Genomic DNA, 19,939 nt, shown 5'->3' with positions numbered 1-19,939 from the left:
CGTGATCCGCCACGACGAGCTGGGCGCGCTGCCGGTGCGCGGCGCGCTGCCGTCCCTTCACGAGGCCCTGAACGGTCACGGGACCGCGGTCCTGGTGGCGCCGCCCGGCACGGGCAAGACCACGCTGGTGCCTCTGGCGCTGGCCGGGCTGCTGGGTGAGGGGCCCGCGCGGCGGGTGGTCGTGGCCGAGCCGCGGCGGATCGCGGCGCGTGCGGCGGCCCGGCGGATGGCGTGGCTGCTGGGCGAGAAGGTCGGCGAGAGCGTCGGCTACACCGTGCGCGGGGAACGTGTCGTCGGGCGCCACGCGCGCGTGGAGGTCGTCACGACCGGTGTGCTGCTCCAGCGGCTCCAGCGGGACCAGGAGCTGGCGGGCGTCGACGTGGTGGTGCTCGACGAGTGCCACGAGCGGCATCTGGACGCGGACACGGTGGCGGCGTTCCTGTGGGACGTGCGCGAGGCACTGCGGCCGGAGCTGCGTCTTGTGGCCGCCTCGGCCACCACGGACGCGCGCGTGTGGGCGCGGCTGCTGGGCGGGGCGCCGGTGGTCGAGGCGCACGGCGTGTCGCATCCGGTCGAGGTGGTGTGGGCGCCTCCGGCCCGGCCGGTACGGCCGTCGCACGGGATGCGGGTGGACCCCGCGCTGCTGACGCATGTGGCGTCGGTGGTGCGGCGGGCGCTGGCCGAGCGTGCGGGGGACGTGCTGTGCTTTCTGCCGGGCGTGGGCGAGATCGGGCGTGTCGCGGGTCTGCTGGGGGATCTCGGGGACGTGGACGTGCTCCAGGTGCACGGGCGGGCGCCGGCGGACGTGCAGGACGCGGTGCTGGTGCCGGGGCGGCGGCGCCGCGTGGTGCTCGCGACCTCGGTCGCCGAGTCGTCGCTGACGGTGCCCGGGGTGCGCGTGGTCGTCGACTCCGGGCTCGCGCGGGAGCCCCGCGTGGACCACGCGCGCGGGCTGAGCGCGCTGACGACGGTACGGGCCTCGCGGGCCTCCGGGCGGCAGCGGGCGGGACGTGCCGGACGCGAGGCGCCGGGCGCGGTGTACCGGTGCTGGGCGGAGGCCGAGGAGGCACGTCTGCCCGCCTTTCCCGCGCCGGAGATCAAGGTGGCCGATCTGACGGCGTTCGCCCTTCAGGCGGCCTGCTGGGGCGATCCGGACGCCTCCGGCCTCGCGTTGCCGGACCCGCCGCCGGTCGGGGCGATGGCGGCGGCCCGGGAGGTGCTGACGGCCGTGGGCGCGGTGGACTCCGCCGGACGGGCCACGGACCGGGGGCGGTCGCTGGCGCGGCTGGGGGTGCATCCACGGCTGGGGCGGGCCCTGCTGGACGCGTCCGCCGTCGCCGGGGCCGAGCGGGCCGCGGAGGTCGTCGCACTGCTGAGCGAGGAGCTGCCGCGGGAGTACGGGGACGATCTCGCCGCGGCTCTGCGGGCCGCCCGGCGCGGCGGTGACGCGTACGCGGCACGGTGGCGAGCGGAGGTCCGGCGACTGCGTGCCGCCGTGGCGGAGGTCTCCGGCAGGTCCACCGGAACGGCCCGCACACGGACGAACCGCCAGGTCGAGGCGGTGGGCCCGGAGGGGATGGACGCGGAAGCGCTGCCCGGCGCCGGGCGCGGGGGCCGAGCGGGGGCCGCAGGGGATACGGACCTCGCCGAGCTCCGACCCGCACACTCACGGTCCGACCGCGAAGCGTGGGCGGGGGGCCTGGAGGGGAAGGACGCGGAAGCGCCGGCCGGTGGCGGGGACAGGAGCGGGGGACGAGCGGCGGACGCCGGGGATACAGGCCTCACCGGGCTCCGACCCGGGCACTCACGGACCGACCGCGAAGCGAAGGCAATGGCCCCGGAGGAGAAGAAAGCGGAAGCACTGCCCGGCGCCAGGCGCGGGGGCCGAGCAGGGACCGCCGGGGAAACAGGCCTCGCCGAGCCCCCACCCGCACACTCACGGACCGACCGCGAAGCGCAGGCGGTGGGCCCGGAAGGGAAGAACGCGGACGCGTCGGCCGGTAGCGGGAGCGGGGACGTGGGGCTCGTTGGGCTTGTTGCCGCTCTTGCCTTTCCGGAGCGGGTGGCCCGGCTCGACGGCGGCTCGTATCTCATGATCTCCGGGACCCGGGCGGAGCTCACGGACGGGTCCCCGCTGTGGGGCACGCCCTGGATCGCCGTCGCGGTGGCCGATCGGCCGGTGGGCAGGCGGCACGCGCGCGTGCAGCTCGCAGCGGTCGTCGACGAGGACGTCGCCCGGCTCGCCGCCGGGGCACTCCACGCGGAACAGGACGAGGTGCGCTGGGGCGACGGGGACGTCGTCGCGCGGCGGGTCGAGCGGCTGGGGGCCGTGGAGCTGGCGGTGCGGCCCCTGGCGGACGCCGAGCCCGGTCTCGTACGGGCGGCGCTGCTCGACGGGTTGCGGCAGGAAGGATTCGGGCCGCTGCGCTGGTCGGCGGAGGCGGAGGTGCTGCGGCAGCGGCTCGCCTTCCTGCGCCGGCACCTCGGTGAGCCCTGGCCCGACGTGTCCGACGACGCGCTGCACGCGCGCGTGGACGAGTGGCTGGAACCGGAACTCGGGCGGGCCCGGCGGCGCGCGGACCTGGCGCGGATCGACGCCGGGCAGGCGCTGACCCGGCTGCTGCCCTGGGCCTCCGGTGACGCCGTCCGGCTGGACGAGCTGGCCCCGGAACGGCTCACGGTGCCCAGCGGGTCCCGGATCCGGGTCGACTACGTGGATCCCGAACGGCCCGTGCTCGCCGTGAAGCTCCAGGAGATGTTCGGCCTGGACGACTCGCCCACGGTCGCCGGGGTCCCGGTCCTGGTGCACCTCCTCTCCCCGGCCGGGCGTCCGGCCGCCGTCACCGCCGACCTCGCCTCCTTCTGGCGGACCGGCTACCGGGACGTACGGGCGGAGCTGCGCGGGCGGTATCCGAAGCACCCCTGGCCCGAGGACCCTGCGTCCGCGGAGCCGACCCGGCACACCAACACCCGGCTCAGGCGCTGACCGGTACGGGATTCCGTTCGGCTTCCGTCCTCCGGACGGGGTCGAGCGGGGACGGCCGCCGGACATCACGAGGGCGCCCCGCCGCTGTGGCGGGGCGCCCTCATGGTGTCCGTGCCGGTGCTACGAGGATGCCGACGGGCTGGGGGACGGCTCGGCCGAGGTGTCGGCCGCCGCCACCTTCAGCTCCACGGTCAGCGTCGCGCCACCGGCCGTGGTGATGCGCAGCAGGAACGTGCCGGTGGTGTCGTCCGCGTACAGCTTCGGCAGCTTCAGCAGGCCGTTGGCGTCCGTCTGAAGGTCCTTCAGGGTGCGTACCGGCTTGCCGTCGGCGTCCTTGAAGTAGGGGCCCTTGTCGTTCTGGGCGGGGTCGTCGGCCGACTTGATGAGGGTTGCGGTGGCCGCGACCCGGTCCGCGACGGCGCCCTTGTAGGTGGCCTTGACCTCGACCTGGTCGGCGAACTCGCCGCCCGGGGTGCAGACCGGCGCGGTGCCGGTGGTGCGGGTGAGGGCGTCGGCGGCGCGCTCGGTGACCGTGGCCGTGTAGTCGACGCCGGGGAGCATACGGCCGACGACCGCCGCCTGGACGGTGAAGTCGCCCGTCTTCTCGCCGGCCCGGAGCGCGGGTGCGACGGCCACGCCGGAGGCGTCGGTGGCGACGGTGGCGACCTTCTCGCCGCCGGTGAAGGCGGCGTCGGTGTCGCCGGTGATCGTGAACCGGATCCGCACCTTGCCGACGGCCTTGTCCTCCCTGGTCACGGCACGGGTGCTGATCTTCTCCGCGAACGCGTCGCCGGCCATGGCGGTGAGCTTGCCCGTGCCCGCGTCCTGGAGGTGGTGCACGGTGTCGGTCGCGGTGGGCGGGGCGGTGGGCGTGCCCGGGGTGGACGGCGGAGTCGGCTCAGACGGCGGGGACGGCGGGGACGGTTTCGGGCTCGCGGAGCCGCCGTCCTGCTTGCCGGGCGTGGCGGGCTTGCCGGAGCTGCCGGAGCCGCCGGGCCTGTCGCTCGCCCGCGGGGCGGGCGGCTGCGGGGTCGGACCGGGGTCCGCGCCGGGCGTGTGGTCGCTGCGGTGGGACGGCAGGGGGCCGGTCCCGTCCGGGACGGAGTGGCTGCCCTTGCGGTAGAACTCCAGCCAGGTCAGGACGGTGTTCAGATAGTCCGTCGAGTTGTTGTAGCTGAGGATCGCGCTCCGGAGGTCGGCGTCGGTGGACAGGTCCCAGCCGTTGCGGCACAGGTAGTGGCCGGCGGCGAGGGCGGCGTCGTAGATGTTGTTGGGGTCCTTCTTGCCGTCGCCGTTGCCGTCGCGGCCCGCCCAGTCCCAGGTGGAGGGGATGAACTGCATGGGCCCGACCGCGCGGTCGTACCTGCTGTCCCCGTCGTACAGGCCGTGGTCGGTGTCGCTGATGTGGGCGAAGCCGTTGCCGTCGAGGACCGGGCCGAGGATCGGGGACACCGTGGTGCCGTCGGCGCCGACGTTGCCGCCGCGGGCGTGTCCGGACTCGACCTTGCCTATGGCGGCGAGCAGTTGCCAGGGCAGGTTGCAGCCCGGCTTGGACGCGCGCAGTTCGGCCTCGGCCTTCTTGTAGGCGTCGAGCACGGTGGCGGGTATGCCGGCCTCGGCCGGGCCCTTGGAGATCGGGGTGCCGACGACGGGCGCCGGGCTGGGGCTGTTGAGGGGCGGCAGGTCCGTGTAGTACGGCGAGTCGCCGGTCGCGCTGCCGTCGGTGTTCCCGTCGGGCTGGGGCGTCGCCTCGGCGGCGGACTGTCTGCCGTGGTCGTCGACGGTGACGCCGGGAGCCTGCGAGGCGGCCAGAGCCGCGACCGCCGCTGCGGCCACGGCCGTGGTTGCCGCTCCCTTGCGCAGCCTGCTGCCGAAATGCGCCGCCATAGAGTGAGCCCCTCCTGTGGACGCCCGGGCGTCCGTCTCTGTCTGTCCGTTCGCCCTGTTGTGACGATCGACCCGTGTGACTGGTTGCCCTCGCGGAGCCGCACGGTCGACGAATCCAGGTGACCCTACGACAACTTCCTTCGCATAGGGACCCGTTCGCGTCCGATTTTCACCGGTTGGCCACGACTGGTTAACGGGTGCGTCCCCCGCGTGACGCGCATACTGGACGGCGATGATCACACGGGCCCGCCGGCCCGGTCGACGCGTGCCAGGAGGAGCCCCCGTTGCCGTTCACTCTGAGCCATGCGGCGGCCGTACTGCCCGCGGTGCGCGGCGACGGAACGGGGCGGGGCCGGCTGGTCCCGTCGGTGCTCGTGGCGGGCTCCTTCGCGCCCGATCTGACCTATTACACGGCGGGAGTTGTGCCCGGGGCGATGGAGTTCGGCGCGGTCACGCACTCCTTCGCCGGGGTCTTCACCCTCGATGTGCTCGTCGCCTGGCTGCTGGTCATCGTGTGGCTGCTGCTGCGCGAGCCGCTCGTCGCGCTGCTGCCGCGCGCCCGGCAGGGGCGGGCGGCGGCGCTGACGCGGTGCGGTATGCCCTGGGCGCGACCGCGCCCGGCGTCGGTGCCGTGGTGGTACGCCTCCGCCGCGCTGGGCGCGCTGACGCACGTGGTGTGGGACGCGTTCACCCACCACGACCGGTGGGGGATGCGGCTGTTCCCTGTGCTGGGCCGACAGTTGGCCGGGACACCCGTCTACTGGTACTTGCAGTACGGCAGCTCGGCGGTGGCGGCCGTCGTGATCGCCGGGTTCCTGGTGTACGCGCTGAGGCGGGCCCCTGCGGGCGAGCCGGTGGGGGTCCCCGAGTTGTCGGTACGGGACCGGCGGCGGGCCTTCGCCGTGATCGCGGTCTGCGCGGTCGCCGGTGCCGTGCAGCGGACCTGGCACTGGTGGACGGGCCGGGGGTCGACGGCCGCTCTCTGGGAACTGATTCCGACCCTGTGCTTCGGCGCGGGCGCGGGCCTGGCCGTGGGTCTGCCCCTGTACGCCCTGGACGTCAGGCTCCGGCGCGGTGTCCGGGCTCCGGGCGGCGGGGATGGTGCGACGGGGCCGGACGGATCGATCGGTTCCAGCCATGAGGGGAGCTGTGCCGGTGCTGCTGGTGCCGGTGCCTCTGGCGGTCGCGGCGGTGGGAGCCGTTCGGCGTCCGCAGGTTAGCCGGTCCCGTCATTTGGAGGCCGATCGGTCTCAGTGGCTCCGGCGGTCCTGACGGGAGCGGTGTGCGGGCGGGCCACCCGGCCGGTCGCCGGTGCTGGTGGCGACGAAGACGGTGACGATGCGTACGGGGCGAGGTCGGTGCAGCGGGGAGAGGAGCAGCGCGAGGTAGCCGCGCGCGGTGTCCGCCCACAAGCACCAGGGGGGTGTCTCCCCCAGGACGGGATCGCCGGGACCGCACCGGTCGCGGAGCCCTCTCGCGGCACGGCGCAGGGTCGCCGTCAGATCCGCGGGAACGCGGGCCGTACTGGCGTCGGCCGCGACGGGCCGGACCGACGGAGGTGGTCCTGCCGGAACCTCGTCCATGTCCGCCCGTACCACCGCCGGTCGGCGGTTGAGCATGCGTATACCCATGCCCGCATCCTGTCGGCCGCGGCGCACGGCTGCGCCTCCGCGGGGTCCACGTGAGTGACGATCCCTGCCCCGCGTGCGCCACAGGAGGGAAGACCCCGCCGTGACCGTGCCAAAGCCCGCTGAGCCGCCCCCAGGGACCGACGCGCGGTACGCATGGAACGCACGGAACCCACGGGGCTCCAGCCCCAGAACAGGACCTCCCCAGCCACACAGCACGCCCCCGCAGGCCGCCCCGGGCCGGCGGGCCTTCCGGGCCGGACGGTGCGCCGTGCGCCCCCGCGGGCCGCGCTGCGGGACCGCCGTGAAAGGCATGGCAGGCCGAGCCACCGTCACGGGGCACCGCGTCGCCCGGGCATCCCCGCCGCCAAACCGCGGACCGGCGCGGCTCCCAAGCCGGACGGTGCACCCCGCAGGCCGCGCTGCGGGGCCGCCCACGAAGGGCACGGCCGCCCCGAGCCGCAGTCGAGGGGGATTCCGGAGCACCCGGCCACGCCCCCGCCGCAGGTCAGTGCGCCGCCGATTCCCAGTCCGGGCCCACGCCGACCGAGACGTCCAGGGGGGCCCTGAGCTGTACCGCGCCGGCCATCTCGTGGCGGACGATCCGCTCCACGGTCTCGCGTTCGCCGGGGGCGATCTCCAGGACGATTTCGTCGTGGACCTGGAGGAGCATGCGGGAGGCGAGGCCCGCCTCGCGCAGGGCGCGGCCCACGTGCAGCATGGCGATCTTGACGATGTCGGCCGCCGTGCCCTGGATCGGCGCGTTGAGGGCCATGCGCTCGGCCATCTCGCGGCGCTGGCGGTTGTCGCTGTTGAGGTCGGGCAGATAGCGGCGGCGGCCGAAGAGGGTCTCGGTGTAGCCGGTCGCCCGCGCCTCGTCGACCACGCGGCGCAGATAGTCCCGTACGCCGCCGAAACGCTCGAAGTAGGCGTCCATCAGGCCGCGCGCCTCGGCCGCCTCGATGTTCAGCTGCTGGGAGAGGCCGAAGGCCGACAGCCCGTAGGCCAGGCCGTAGGACATCGCCTTGATCTTGCGCCGCATCTCCGCGTCCACCGCCGAACGGTCGACGCCGAAGACCTGCGAGGCCGCCGTGGTGTGCAGGTCCTCGCCGGACGTGAACGCCTCGATCAGGCCCGCGTCCTCGGACAGGTGGGCCATCACGCGCAGCTCGATCTGGCTGTAGTCGGCCGTCATCAGCGACTCGAAGCCCTCGCCGACCACGAAGCCGCGCCGGATGGCCCGGCCCTCGTCGGTGCGGACGGGGATGTTCTGAAGGTTCGGGTCCGTCGACGACAGACGGCCGGTCGCGGCGACCGTCTGGTTGAACGTGGTGTGGATCCGGCCGTCGGCCGCGATCGTCTTGATCAGGCCCTCGACGGTGACGCGCAGCTTCGCCTGCTCGCGGTGGCGGAGCATGATGACCGGCAGTTCGTTGTCCGTCTGGGTGGCCAGCCATGCCAGGGCGTCGGCGTCGGTGGTGTAGCCCGTCTTCGTCTTCTTCGTCTTCGGCAGGGCCAGTTCACCGAAGAGGACTTCCTGGAGCTGCTTGGGCGAGCCGAGGTTGAACTCGTGCCCGGCCGCCGCGTGCGCCTCCTTCACGGCCTGCTGCACCGCGCCCGCGAACATCTGCTCCATCGCCTCGAGGTGGGAGCGGTCCGCCGCGATGCCGTGCCGCTCCATGCGGGCCAGCAGCGCGGACGTCGGCAGTTCCACGTCGCGCAGCAGGTCGGCCGCGCCGACCTCCGGAAGGCGTGCCTCGAAGGCCTCGCCGAGGTCGAGGACGGCCCGGGCCTGGATCATCAGGGCCTCGGCCTCGGCGCCCTCGTCCGCGCCGAAGGCGAGCTGACCGTCGGCCGCGGCGGCGGGGGCCAGCTCCCGGTGCAGGTACTCCAGGGACAGCGCGTCCAGGTCGAAGGAGCGGCGGCCCGGCTTGACCAGGTAGGCGGCGAGCGCGGTGTCCATGGCGGCGCCCTCGATGATCCAGCCGTGCTCGGCGAAGACCCGCATGGCGCCCTTGGCGCTGTGGAAGACCTTGGGCCGGTCCGCGTCGGCCAGCCAGGCCGCGAACGCGCTCTCGTCCGCCTCGTCCAGCTGCGACGGGTCGAACCACGCCGCCGCTCCCCCGGGCGCGGCGAGCGCGATCTCGGCGACCGAGCCCGCGCCCAGCGCCCAGGTGTCGACGGTGGCGACACCGAGCACCTGCGTGCCGTGCTCGGCGAGCCAGCCGGCCAGCTCGCCGGTGCCGAGCACGGTGCCGTCCAGCTGCACCCCGTCCGTCGTGATCGGGGTGGTCTCGGCCTCCTCGGCGCCCGGGTCCACGGCGAAGAGCCGCTCACGCAGGGAGGGGTTGCGGATCTCCAGGGTGTCCAGGACCATCGCGACGGCCTTGCGGTCGTACGGCGTGCGGGCGAGGTCGGTGACCGCCTTGGGCAGCTCCACGCTCCGCTCCAGCTCGGTGAGCCGGCGGTTGAGCTTGACGGACTCCAAGTGGTCGCGCAGGTTCTGGCCGGCCTTGCCCTTGACCTCCTCGACCCGCTCCACGAGCTGGGCGAACGAACCGAACTGGTTGATCCACTTCGCGGCCGTCTTCTCACCGACGCCGGGGATGCCCGGCAGGTTGTCCGACGGGTCGCCGCGCAGCGCCGCGAAGTCCGGGTACTGGGCCGGCGTCAGTCCGTACTTCTCGATCACCTTCTCCGGGGTGAACCGGGTCAGCTCGGAGACGCCCTTGGTGGGGTAGAGCACCGTCGTGTGCTCGGAGACCAGCTGGAAGGAGTCACGGTCGCCGGTGACGATCAGCACCTCGAAGCCCTCGGCCTCGGCCTGGGTGGCGAGGGTGGCGATCACGTCGTCCGCCTCGTACCCCTCGACGGCGAAGCGGGAGGCGTTCATCGCGTCGAGCAGCTCACCGATCAGCTCGACCTGACCCTTGAACTCGTCCGGGGTCTTGGAGCGGTTCGCCTTGTACTCGGTGAACTCCGCCGAGCGCCAGGTCTTGCGGGAGACGTCGAAGGCGACCGCGAAGTGCGTCGGCTCCTCGTCACGCAGGGTGTTGGCCAGCATCGACGCGAAGCCGTAGATGGCGTTCGTCGGCTGGCCCGTCGCGGTCGTGAAGTTCTCCGCGGGCAGCGCGAAGAACGCGCGGTAGGCCAGCGAGTGCCCGTCCATGAGCATCAGCCGCGGCCGGGCGCCGCCGGGGGTGGTGTCGGTCTTCTTCGATGCTGTCTCTGCCACGTCCCCGATCCTGCCACGTGCCACTGACAGCCGGGCCCGCCGCCCGCCTCCGCGACCCGCGGGACGGGCCGCCCCGGGTCCGGCCGGCCCGGCCTTCGCGCGGGGCCTTCGCGGTCGGCGTCCCCGGCCGTAAACCCTGTCAGGGGGCCGTGCGAGGATCGGAGACATTCTTCACACACCGCAGTCGAAGGAGAGCGTGCGATGGCAACGAAGCCGCCCATGGGTGATCCGGTTCAGGACGCGCCGCAGGTAGCCGAGCCGCAGCACGCGGCGGCCGGGCTGCCGGCCATCGGGCACACGCTGCGGATCGCCCAGCAGCAGATGGGGGTGAGGCGCACCGCGCTGACCCTGCTGCGGGTCAACCAGAAGGACGGCTTCGACTGCCCGGGCTGTGCCTGGCCGGAGCCGGAGCACCGGCACACGGCGGAGTTCTGCGAGAACGGCGCGAAGGCGGTCGCCGAGGAGGCCACCCTGCGCCGGGTCACCCCGGAGTTCTTCGCCGCGCACTCCGTTTCCGACCTGGCGGACCGGAGCGGGTACTGGCTGGGCCAGCAGGGGCGGCTCACCCACCCCATGTACCTGCCCGAGGGCGCCGATCACTACGAACCGGTCACCTGGGAGCGCGCCTTCGACATCGTCGCCGAGGAGATCGGCGCCCTCGGCTCCCCCGACGAGGCCCTCTTCTACACCTCCGGCCGCACCAGCAACGAGGCCGCCTTCCTCTACCAGCTCTTCGCGCGCGAGCTGGGCACCAACAACCTGCCCGACTGCTCCAACATGTGCCACGAGTCCTCCGGCTCGGCCCTGTCGGAGACGATCGGGGTCGGCAAGGGCAGTGTGCTCCTGGAGGACCTCTACAAGGCCGACCTGATCATCGTCGCCGGGCAGAACCCGGGGACGAACCACCCCCGCATGCTCTCCGCCCTGGAGAAGGCCAAGGCGGGCGGCGCGAAGATCATCAGCGTCAATCCGCTGCCCGAGGCCGGTCTGGAGCGGTTCAAGAACCCGCAGACCCCGCAGGGCATGCTCAAGGGCGCCGCGCTCACCGATCTGTTCCTCCAGATCCGCATCGGCGGCGACCAGGCCCTCTTCCGCCTCCTCAACAAGCTGATCCTCGACACCGAGGGCGCGGTGGACGAGCAGTTCGTCCGCGAACACACCCACGGCTACGAGGAGTTCGCGCAGGCCGCCCGCGCCGCCGACTGGGACGAGACGCTCACCGCGACCGGGCTCACGCGCGCGGAGATCGACCGCGCGCTGGAGATGGTCCTCGCCTCCGAGCGCACCATCGTGTGCTGGGCGATGGGCCTGACCCAGCACAAGCACTCGGTGCCGACCATCCGCGAGGTGGTCAACTTCCTGCTGCTGCGCGGCAACATCGGCCGCCCGGGCGCGGGCGTGTGCCCGGTGCGCGGCCACTCCAACGTGCAGGGCGACCGCACGATGGGCATCTTCGAGCGCCCCGACCCCGACTTCCTGGACGCCCTGGAGAAGGAGTTCGGCTTCGCGCCGCCGCGCGAGCACGGCTACGACGTCGTACGGGCCATCCGCGCCCTGCGCGACGGTGAGGCGAAGGTGTTCTTCGCCATGGGCGGCAACTTCGTCTCCGCGTCCCCCGACACCGACGTCACCGAGGCCGCCATGCGCCGGGCCCGGCTGACGGTGCACGTGTCGACCAAGCTCAACCGCTCCCACGTGGTCACGGGCGCGCGTGCGCTGATCCTGCCCACCCTCGGCCGTACCGAGCGGGACGTGCAGGACGGCGGCGAGCAGTTCGTCACCGTCGAGGACTCCATGGGCATGGTGCACGCCTCCCGGGGCCGGCTGCGGCCCGCGGGCGCGCAGCTGAAGTCGGAGCCGGCCATCGTGTGCGGGCTGGCCCGCCGGGTGCTGGGCGAGAAGACCGTGGTGCCGTGGGAGGAGTTCGAGAAGGACTACGCCGCGATCCGCGACCGGATCGCCCGGGTCGTTCCCGGCTTCGAGGACTTCAACGCGCGCGTGGCCCGCCCCGGCGGCTTCACGCTGCCGCACGCCCCGCGCGACGAGCGCCGCTTCCCGACGGCCACCGGCAAGGCCAACTTCACCGCCGCGCCGGTGGAGTACCCCGAACTGCCCGAGGGCCGGCTGCTGTTGCAGACGCTGCGCTCGCACGACCAGTACAACACCACGGTGTACGGCCTCGACGACCGCTACCGGGGGATCAAGAACGGCCGGCGGGTGGTGCTGGTCAACCCGGAGGACGCCCGGGCGCTCGGGGTGGCCGACGGGTCGTACGTGGACCTGGTCGGCGAGTGGAAGGACGGCGTGGAGCGGCGGGCGCCGGGCTTCCGGGTCGTGCACTATCCGACGGCCCGGGGCTGTGCCGCGTCGTACTACCCGGAGACCAACGTGCTGGTGCCGCTGGACGCCACCGCCGATACCAGCAACACCCCGGCCAGCAAGTCCGTCGTGGTGCGTCTGGAACAATCGGCGGCCGACTGAGCGTTCGCTCAGTGAATGCGGTGGCCGGTCGACGCCGAACCGGTCGACGCCGAGCCGATCAAGGACGAAACGGAGCCGGACCCCATGGGCGAGCAGCAGAACGTGAAGTTCCCGCAGGAAGTCCTCGACGAGTACGCCGCGCTCGGCGTCGACCTGCCCGCCCTCTTCTCCGCCGGACACCTCGGCACCCGCATGGGCGTGCAGATCCTGGAGGCGTCCGCCGAGCGTGTCGTCGGCACCATGCCGGTGGAGGGCAACACCCAGCCCTACGGGCTGCTGCACGGCGGCGCCTCCGCCGTCCTCGCCGAGACCCTCGGCTCGGTCGGCGCGATGCTGCACGGCGGCAGCTCCAAGATCGCGGTCGGTGTCGACCTGAACTGCACCCATCACCGCGGGGCGCGCTCCGGTCTGGTCACCGGTGTGGCCACACCCGTCCACCGGGGACGCTCGACGGCGACGTACGAGGTCGTGATCAGCGACGAGGAGGGCCGGCGGGTGTGCAGCGCCCGCCTGACCTGCCTGCTGCGCGACGCGAAGCCGGGCGACGGTCCCGCCGGCGCGGCCGGCTGAGCCGGCTGCGCCGCGAAGACGCCTGCGCGACCGTTGCCCCCGGACACCGGGCCGCCTAGCTTCTTGCCATGACAACGGGAGGAGCCCCCCGGCCGGGGGCGCGGTCGAGCCGGTCCCGCCGCCAACTGCCGCCCCTGCCGCACGCGTCGGCGGCCACCCCGCGCGGGTGGACGCCCGGCCAACTCACACCCACCGGACCTGCCCACGCCAAGCCGACACCCACCGGGCCTGCCCACGCCAAGCCCACACCCGCCGGACACGGCACCGCACCCCCGACACCACCCCGGATCCCGCCCGGACACGGCGCCCCGCCCCCGGCACCACCCCGGCTCGCCCCGCGCTGGTCGGGCCCCGAGAAGGAGCGCCAAGCCGCCTGTCCCGTCGGCGCGCTGACTCGCCGTCAACCAACAGGAGACCGCCCCTGCCGACACCAAGTCGGCGCGCCCGGCGGGAGGCCGTTGCCGTGAGCGGTGTCGGGCCGCTCGAACCGGGCGAGGGCACGCGCGCGTGGGGTACTCCCGACCCGGACGACCCACCCCGCACCGGCGGCCTCGCGCACACCCCTCTCGCGCGGCTGTACCGGCGGCACCGCCGCGCCGCCCTCACGGCCCTGACGCTCGCTCTTCTCCTCGCGGGCGGCGGCTACCTGTTCGCCACCCGCCAGGACGCGCCGCAGCCCCGGCCCCAGCCGTCGGCGCCGCCCTACCCCTCCCTGGTGACCGACGTGTCCTACCTGGACGCGGTCACCGCACCCGGCGACGCCGGAACCAGGACATTCAGCTTCGCGGTGCTGGTCAGCGTGCAGTCCGGCCCGCCCGTGACCGTCACCGGCATCGCCCAGCCGTACGCGGGACTCTCCCTCACCTCCGAGCCCCACACCCCATTCCGCACAAGGGCGGGATCCGCCCATAAAGTTGTGATCACCATGCATGTGAAGGAATGCGGGAAAGTGCCGGGGAACGCCGGACTCCCTTTCCTGGACGTGACACTGCGTAATAAGCGTGCAATCCAGGTGCACAGTTTCATCCTCGGACCACGCTACGCACAGAGCCTCTCCCAGGCCCTGCAAGTCGCCTGCGGCAACGGTTCGTTGTAATCACCAAAACTGGCGAGACGCCTGAACGCGGCGCTGCGCGTCCTGCGAGTTCTCAGAATCCGGACCGGGCAATTCAGCCTGAATTCCGCTGTTCGACCCTCCGTGTACCGCTCTGCAATACGTCGCGTCATAACAAGAGCGTCACAGCCTTGGCCAAGCCCTCCTCGACGTTCCCTGGGCACGCCTAGAGTCACCGCCAGTCACGGCGCGTCGGATTACCTCTTCGACTCCGCGCTCGACTCGACCTCTTCCAGGGGGGAGGGGCCGTGCCAGGGAAAGGACTGATCGTGCGTCAACGTTCACTCATCGCCGTTACCGCAGCACTGGCAGCGGGAGCACTCACCCTCACCGCCTGCGGGTCGCGGGGTGGCGGAGACAAGGGTTCGGACTCCGGCAACGGTGGCACCACCGTGGTCATCGGCGTCGACGCCCCGCTGACCGGCGACCTGTCCGCAATGGGTCTCGGCATCAAGAACTCCGCCGACCTGGCTGCCAAGACGGCCAACAAGCAGAAGTTCGTCAAGGGCGTCACCTTCAAGATCCAGGCCCTGGACGACCAGGCCCAGCCCTCCTCGGGCCAGCAGAACGCCGTGAAGCTCGTCGCCAACAAGGACGTCCTCGGCGCCGTCGGCCCCCTCAACTCCTCCGTCTCGGAGTCCATGCAGAAGGTCTTCGACGACGCCAAGCTGGTCCAGGTCTCCCCCGCCAACACCGGCCCCTCCCTCAGCCAGGGCCCCGACTGGCGGACCAAGAAGGTGCGCCAGTACAAGTCGTACTTCCGCACCGCGACCACGGACGCCATCCAGGGCCCGTTCGCCGCCCAGTACGTCTACAACATGGCGAAGAAGACGAAGGTCTTCGTCATCGACGACAAGAAGACCTACGGCGCCGGCCTGGCCGCCACCTTCACCGACGAGTTCAAGAAGCTCGGCGGCAAGGTCGTCGGCACCGAGCACATCAACCCCGACACCAAGGACTTCTCCGCGGTCGCCACCAAGGTCAAGAAGTCCGGCGCGGACATCGTCTACTACGGCGGCGAGTACCCGCAGGCCGGCCCGCTCAGCAAGCAGATCAAGGCCGCCGGCGCCAAGATCCCGCTCATCGGCGGCGACGGCATCAACGACGGCAAGTTCATCGAGCTGGCCGGCCCCGACAGCGGCGGCGACCTCGCCACCTCCGTCGGCACCCCGGTCGAGGAACTCGACTCCGCCAAGCAGTTCACGGCCGACTACAAGGCCGCCGGCTACAAGGAGGAGTACTCCGCCTACGGCGGCTACTCCTACGACTCCGCCTGGGCGATCATCGAGGCCGTCAAGAAGGTCGTCGACGACAACGGCGGCAAGCTGCCGGACGACGCCCGCGCCAAGGTCACCGAGGCCATGCAGAACGTCTCCTTCGACGGAGTGACCGGCAAGGTCTCCTTCGACGAGTTCGGCGACGCCACCAACAAGCAGCTCACCGTCTACGCCGTCAAGAACGGCGCCTGGGAGTCGGTCCACTCCGGGACCTACACGGGCTGAGTCACAACCAGCACCGCTCAACCGTCGCGCGGGGCGCTGTTCCACTGGCGCCCCGCGCGACGCGCATCCGGCCCCAATCCGTCGAATATCCGAAAGTCTCGGAGGACATGCGGTGAACGAACTGCCGCAGCAGCTGGTCAACGGCCTGCTACTGGGATCCATGTACGGGCTCGTCGCCATCGGCTACACGATGGTCTATGGCATCGTCCAGCTCATCAACTTCGCCCACGGCGAGATCTTCATGACCGGCGCCTTCGGGGCACTCTCGGTCTACCTGTGGCTGCCGGGCGGCACCACCATGTGGATCACGCTGCCGCTCATGCTCGTCGGCGCCATCATCGTCGCCGTCCTCGTCGCCATCGGGGCGGAACGGTTCGCCTACCGTCCGCTGCGCGGCGGCCCGCGCCTGGCGCCCCTGATCACCGCGATCGGTCTCTCCCTGGCGCTCCAGCAGGCGGTGTGGGCCTGGTACCCGGACGCCAAGTCCGCGCGCACCTTTCCGCAGATCGCCGGGGGCCCCTTCGAGATCGGCAGCGTCACCATCCAGACCGGTGACATCTTCCTCATCTGCGCCGCCCCCCTCAGCATGGCCATCCTCGCGTACTTCGTCATGAAGACCCGTACCGGACGAGGCATGCAGGCCACCGCGCAGGACCCGGACACCGCCAAGCTGATGGGCGTCAACACCGACCGCATCATCGTGGTCGCCTTCGCCCTCGGCGCCACGTTCGCCGCCGTCGGATCCGTCGCCTACGGCCTGAAGTACGGCGAGATCCAGTTCCGGATGGGCTTCATCCTCGGCCTGAAGGCGTTCACCGCGGCCGTCCTCGGCGGCATCGGCAACATCTACGGCGCCATGATCGGCGGCATCGTCCTCGGCGTCGCCGAGACCCTCGCCACCGCCTACATCTCCGACATCCCCGGCATGCACCAGTTCGGCAGCCAGTCCTGGGCCGACGTCTGGGCGTTCGTACTCCTCATCCTCGTGCTGCTGTTCAGGCCCCAGGGCCTGCTCGGCGAGCGCGTGGCGGACAGGGCGTGACACCGATGACCACACAGACCACCGCACCCGACGCCGCCGACGCGCCCGACGCCGGCAGCGCAGCGGCCACCGGCATCATCCGTCTGCCGGAGCACATCGGCCTGGCCCTGGCCACCGGCGGCTCCGTCCTGACCGTCGTCTCCGCCTTCCTCGCCTGGACCTGGACCTCCGAGTTCCCCGGCGACCTCACCGTCTACGGCTACCCGGGCGGCCTCCAGGTCCTCGTCCTCATCGGCGGACTCCTCACCGTCCTCCTGGGCCTCGCCGCCTACGGAGTCAAGGGCCTCGGCTGGCTCGTGCCCGCCGGCGGCACCGGCGCGCTCACCCTGGCCGCACTCGGCACCTTCGGCACCGCCTGGTACACCATCCTCGCGATCAGCGGCAAGCTCGGCGGACTGGTCAACCTCGAACCGGGCGCCTGGATCCTCGCCGTGGCCACCGTCCTCACCGTGATCGGTGTGCTCTCCCTGCCGTTCGAGCGGCCTGCGACCGAGCCCGCCGACCCCGAGGACAGCACCTGGGACCGGATACGCCACAACACGCGCAACCGGATCGCCGTGGCCCGTGCCGCAATCTCCTCCGGCACCCCCGCCCCGGCCCGCGCCCTGCCGGTCTACGCCGAGATCCTCGTCATCATCGTGGCCATGGCCATCGGCCTCACCGTCTTCACGTACGGCATCAGCACCTCGTACGACGAGCTCTTCATCGGCTTCCTCATCACTGTCGGCTTCGGCTTCGCCGCGATCTTCAAGTCCGGGCTCGTGGCCCGTGTCTCGGCGATCACCGCCAAGCACCGCAACGTCACCATGCTCAGCGCCTTCGTGGCCGCCGCCGCCTTCCCCTTCACCCAGTCCGACGACCAGTACGCGGCGATCGGCGTCTACATCCTGATCTTCGCCACCGTCGCACTCGGCCTGAACATCGTCGTCGGCCTCGCCGGTCTGCTCGACCTCGGTTACGTCGCCTTCCTCGGTGTCGGCGCCTACACCGCGGCCCTGGTCTCCGGCTCGCCGTCCTCGCCCCTGAACCTCCATCTGCCGTTCTGGGCCTCGGCGTTGCTCGGTGGTGTGGTCGCCATGATCTTCGGCGTCCTCATCGGCGCCCCCACCCTGCGGCTGCGCGGCGACTACCTCGCCATCGTCACCCTCGGCTTCGGAGAGATCTTCCGGATCGGCGTCCTCAACATGGACGGCACCTCCGGACCCGACGTCACCAACGGCTCCAACGGCATCTCGTCGGTCCCGAACCTGAACATCCTCGGCTTCGACTTCGGCCAGGAGCACACCTTCCTCGGGTTCACCATCGCCCGGTTCGCCAACTACTTCCTGCTGATGCTCCTCATCACGCTGATCGTCGTGGTGGTCTTCCGGCGCAGCAGCGACTCCCGCATCGGCCGTGCCTGGATCGCCATCCGCGAGGACGAGACCGCCGCGCGCGCCATGGGCATCAACGGCTTCCGCGTCAAGCTCGTCGCCTTCGCCCTCGGCGCCACGCTGGCCGGCCTCGCCGGCGCCGTCCAGGCCCACGTCACCTACACCGTGACCCCCGAGCAGTACCAGTTCGCCCACGTCGTGCCGCCCAACTCCGCCTTCCTGCTCGCCGCGGTCGTCCTCGGCGGCATGGGCACCATCAGCGGCCCGCTCGTCGGCGCGGCCCTGCTCTACCTCATCCCGGCCAAGCTCCAGTTCCTCGGCGACTACCAGCTCCTGGCCTTCGGTCTCGCACTCGTACTGCTGATGCGCTTCCGCCCGGAAGGCCTCATCCCCAACCGGCGCCGCCAGCTCGAGTTCCACGAGCAGACGGAGGCACCCGCGGTCCTCAGCAAGGCAGGGGTCTGACCCATGACTACCGACACCACCACCAGGGACACCACGCCCACCGCGGCCGCGCCGGGCGAGACCGTCCTCGACGCACGCGGCGTCACCATGCGCTTCGGCGGCCTGACCGCCGTACGCGGAGTCGACCTCACCGTCCACAGCGGCGAGATCGTGGGGCTCATCGGCCCCAACGGCGCCGGCAAGACCACCTTCTTCAACTGCCTCACCGGCCTCTACATCCCCACCGAGGGCGAGGTCCGCTACAAGGGCAACGTCCTGCCGCCCAAGTCCTTCAAGGTCACCGCCGCCGGCATCGCCCGCACCTTCCAGAACATCCGTCTGTTCGCCAACATGACGGTCCTGGAGAACGTGCTCGTCGGCCGGCACACCCGCACCAAGGAAGGACTCTGGTCCGCCCTGCTGCGCGGCCCCGGATTCCACCGGGCCGAAGCCGCCTCCCGGGCACGGGCCATGGAGCTCCTGGAGTTCGTGGGCCTCTCCCACAAGGCCGAGCACCTCTCGCGCAACCTGCCCTACGGCGAACAGCGCAAGCTGGAGATCGCCCGCGCCCTGGCCAGTGAGCCGGGCCTGCTGCTCCTGGACGAGCCCACCGCCGGCATGAACCCGCAGGAGACCCGGGCCACCGAGGAACTGGTCTTCGCCATCCGGGACATGGGCATCGCGGTACTCGTCATCGAGCACGACATGCGGTTCATCATGAACCTCTGCGACCGCGTCGCCGTGCTCGTCCAGGGCGAGAAGCTGATCGAGGGCGACAGCGCCACCGTCCAGGGCGACGAGCGCGTCATCGCCGCCTACCTCGGCGAACCCTTCGAAGGCGCGCCCGGCGCCGAGGAGGCCGCCGAGGTCGAGAACGCCGAGATACAAGCCGCGGCGGCCGAGGCGCAGGCAGAGGACGACACCCCGCAGGACGCCGCGCCCGGCAAGGAGAACGACCGATGACCGCACTGCTCGAAGTCGAGGACCTCCGCGTCGCCTACGGCAAGATCGAGGCCGTCAAGGGCATCTCCTTCACGGTCGAGGCCGGTCAGGTCGTCACCCTCATCGGCACCAACGGCGCCGGCAAGACCACCACGCTGCGCACCCTGTCCGGGCTGCTCAAGCCGGTCGGCGGGCACATCAGGTTCAACGGCAAGTCGCTGAAGAAGGTCCCCGCCCACCAGATCGTCTCGCTGGGACTCGCCCACTCCCCCGAGGGGCGGCACATCTTCCCGCGGATGACGATCGAGGACAATCTCCGGCTCGGCGCCTTCCTGCGCAAGGACAGGGAAGGCATCGAAAAGGACATTCAGCGCGCCTACGATCTCTTCCCCATCCTGGGCGAACGCAGAAAGCAGGCGGCGGGCACCCTCTCCGGCGGCGAACAGCAAATGCTCGCCATGGGCCGGGCACTGATGTCCCAGCCGAAACTGCTCATGCTCGACGAGCCCTCCATGGGCCTTTCGCCGATCATGATGCAGAAGATCATGGCGACCATCGCCGAGCTGAAATCCCAGGGCACGACGATTCTGCTCGTCGAGCAGAACGCCCAGGCGGCGCTTTCCCTCGCCGACCAGGGGCACGTCATGGAAGTCGGCAACATCGTGCTGTCCGGCACCGGCCAGGACCTGCTGCACGACGAATCGGTCCGCAAGGCGTACCTGGGCGAGGACTGAC

Annotated in this window: 13 protein-coding genes; 10 read left to right on the top strand and 3 right to left on the bottom strand. The window is 71.8% G+C overall.

Annotation, left to right across the window (positions count from 1 at the left end; genetic code table 11):
• Position 1 precedes the first annotated feature (1 nt).
• The gene (locus tag ACFY3J_RS03370) at positions 2–2,986 is read left to right on the top strand and encodes an ATP-dependent RNA helicase (RefSeq protein ID WP_390840083.1); all 2,985 of its coding nucleotides are present in this window, start codon (positions 2–4) and stop codon (positions 2,984–2,986) included.
• A gap of 120 nt (positions 2,987–3,106) precedes the next feature.
• Here the strand turns inward: ACFY3J_RS03370 and ACFY3J_RS03365 are convergent, their stop codons facing one another.
• Positions 3,107–4,873, bottom strand: a complete 1,767-nt coding sequence (locus ACFY3J_RS03365; protein ID WP_390840081.1) for a lytic transglycosylase domain-containing protein — start codon at positions 4,871–4,873, stop codon at positions 3,107–3,109.
• Positions 4,874–5,157: 284 nt separating this feature from the next.
• Between ACFY3J_RS03365 and ACFY3J_RS03360 the strand changes: the two genes are divergently transcribed.
• Positions 5,158–6,093 carry a DUF4184 family protein gene (locus ACFY3J_RS03360; protein WP_384180408.1) on the top strand — a complete coding sequence of 312 codons (936 nt, stop codon included), beginning with the start codon at positions 5,158–5,160 and terminating at the stop codon, positions 6,091–6,093.
• 30 nt (positions 6,094–6,123) lie between these two features.
• Here the strand turns inward: ACFY3J_RS03360 and ACFY3J_RS03355 are convergent, their stop codons facing one another.
• Together ACFY3J_RS03355 and polA are read right to left on the bottom strand one after the other, a co-directional pair.
• Entirely contained in the window at positions 6,124–6,504 is a 381-nt protein-coding gene (locus ACFY3J_RS03355; RefSeq protein WP_384180406.1) for a hypothetical protein, read from the bottom strand.
• A gap of 505 nt (positions 6,505–7,009) precedes the next feature.
• Positions 7,010–9,736: a DNA polymerase I gene (gene polA / locus ACFY3J_RS03350; protein ID WP_390840079.1), complete on the bottom strand. Its 2,727-nt coding sequence runs from the start codon at positions 9,734–9,736 to the stop codon at positions 7,010–7,012.
• 201 nt (positions 9,737–9,937) lie between these two features.
• Here polA and ACFY3J_RS03345 point away from each other — a divergent pair, with 201 nt between their 5' ends.
• From ACFY3J_RS03345 to ACFY3J_RS03310, 8 genes are all read left to right on the top strand, one after another.
• A complete protein-coding gene (locus ACFY3J_RS03345) occupies positions 9,938–12,217 on the top strand; it encodes an FdhF/YdeP family oxidoreductase (protein ID WP_384180401.1) in 2,280 nt (759 codons plus the stop codon).
• A gap of 84 nt (positions 12,218–12,301) precedes the next feature.
• Positions 12,302–12,787, top strand: coding sequence for a PaaI family thioesterase (locus ACFY3J_RS03340; RefSeq protein WP_141361891.1), 486 nt, complete (start codon positions 12,302–12,304; stop codon positions 12,785–12,787).
• Positions 12,788–13,250: 463 nt separating this feature from the next.
• Entirely contained in the window at positions 13,251–13,883 is a 633-nt protein-coding gene (locus ACFY3J_RS03335; RefSeq protein ID WP_384180399.1) for a Tat pathway signal sequence domain protein, read from the top strand.
• A 287-nt stretch (positions 13,884–14,170) separates the two neighbouring features.
• The gene (locus ACFY3J_RS03330; RefSeq protein WP_384180397.1) at positions 14,171–15,403 is read left to right on the top strand and encodes a branched-chain amino acid ABC transporter substrate-binding protein; all 1,233 of its coding nucleotides are present in this window, start codon (positions 14,171–14,173) and stop codon (positions 15,401–15,403) included.
• A 112-nt stretch (positions 15,404–15,515) separates the two neighbouring features.
• Positions 15,516–16,445 carry a branched-chain amino acid ABC transporter permease gene (locus tag ACFY3J_RS03325; protein ID WP_225074208.1) on the top strand — a complete coding sequence of 310 codons (930 nt, stop codon included), beginning with the start codon at positions 15,516–15,518 and terminating at the stop codon, positions 16,443–16,445.
• Between the two features lie 5 nt (positions 16,446–16,450).
• Positions 16,451–18,283, top strand: a complete 1,833-nt coding sequence (locus ACFY3J_RS03320; RefSeq protein WP_390840076.1) for a branched-chain amino acid ABC transporter permease — start codon at positions 16,451–16,453, stop codon at positions 18,281–18,283.
• A gap of 3 nt (positions 18,284–18,286) precedes the next feature.
• A complete protein-coding gene (locus tag ACFY3J_RS03315; RefSeq protein ID WP_384180392.1) occupies positions 18,287–19,225 on the top strand; it encodes an ABC transporter ATP-binding protein in 939 nt (312 codons plus the stop codon).
• Positions 19,222–19,938, top strand: a complete 717-nt coding sequence (locus tag ACFY3J_RS03310) for an ABC transporter ATP-binding protein (RefSeq protein ID WP_384180390.1) — start codon at positions 19,222–19,224, stop codon at positions 19,936–19,938. Before ACFY3J_RS03315 ends, ACFY3J_RS03310 begins: the two co-directional genes overlap by 4 nt.
• Position 19,939 lies beyond the last annotated feature (1 nt).

Source organism: Streptomyces sp. NPDC001231 (assembly GCF_042896885.1).
In the GTDB taxonomy this organism is placed as follows: domain Bacteria; phylum Actinomycetota; class Actinomycetes; order Streptomycetales; family Streptomycetaceae; genus Streptomyces.
The sequence above is the reverse complement of the archived record's forward strand: the minus strand, read 5'-3'. Positions and strand labels throughout refer to the sequence as shown.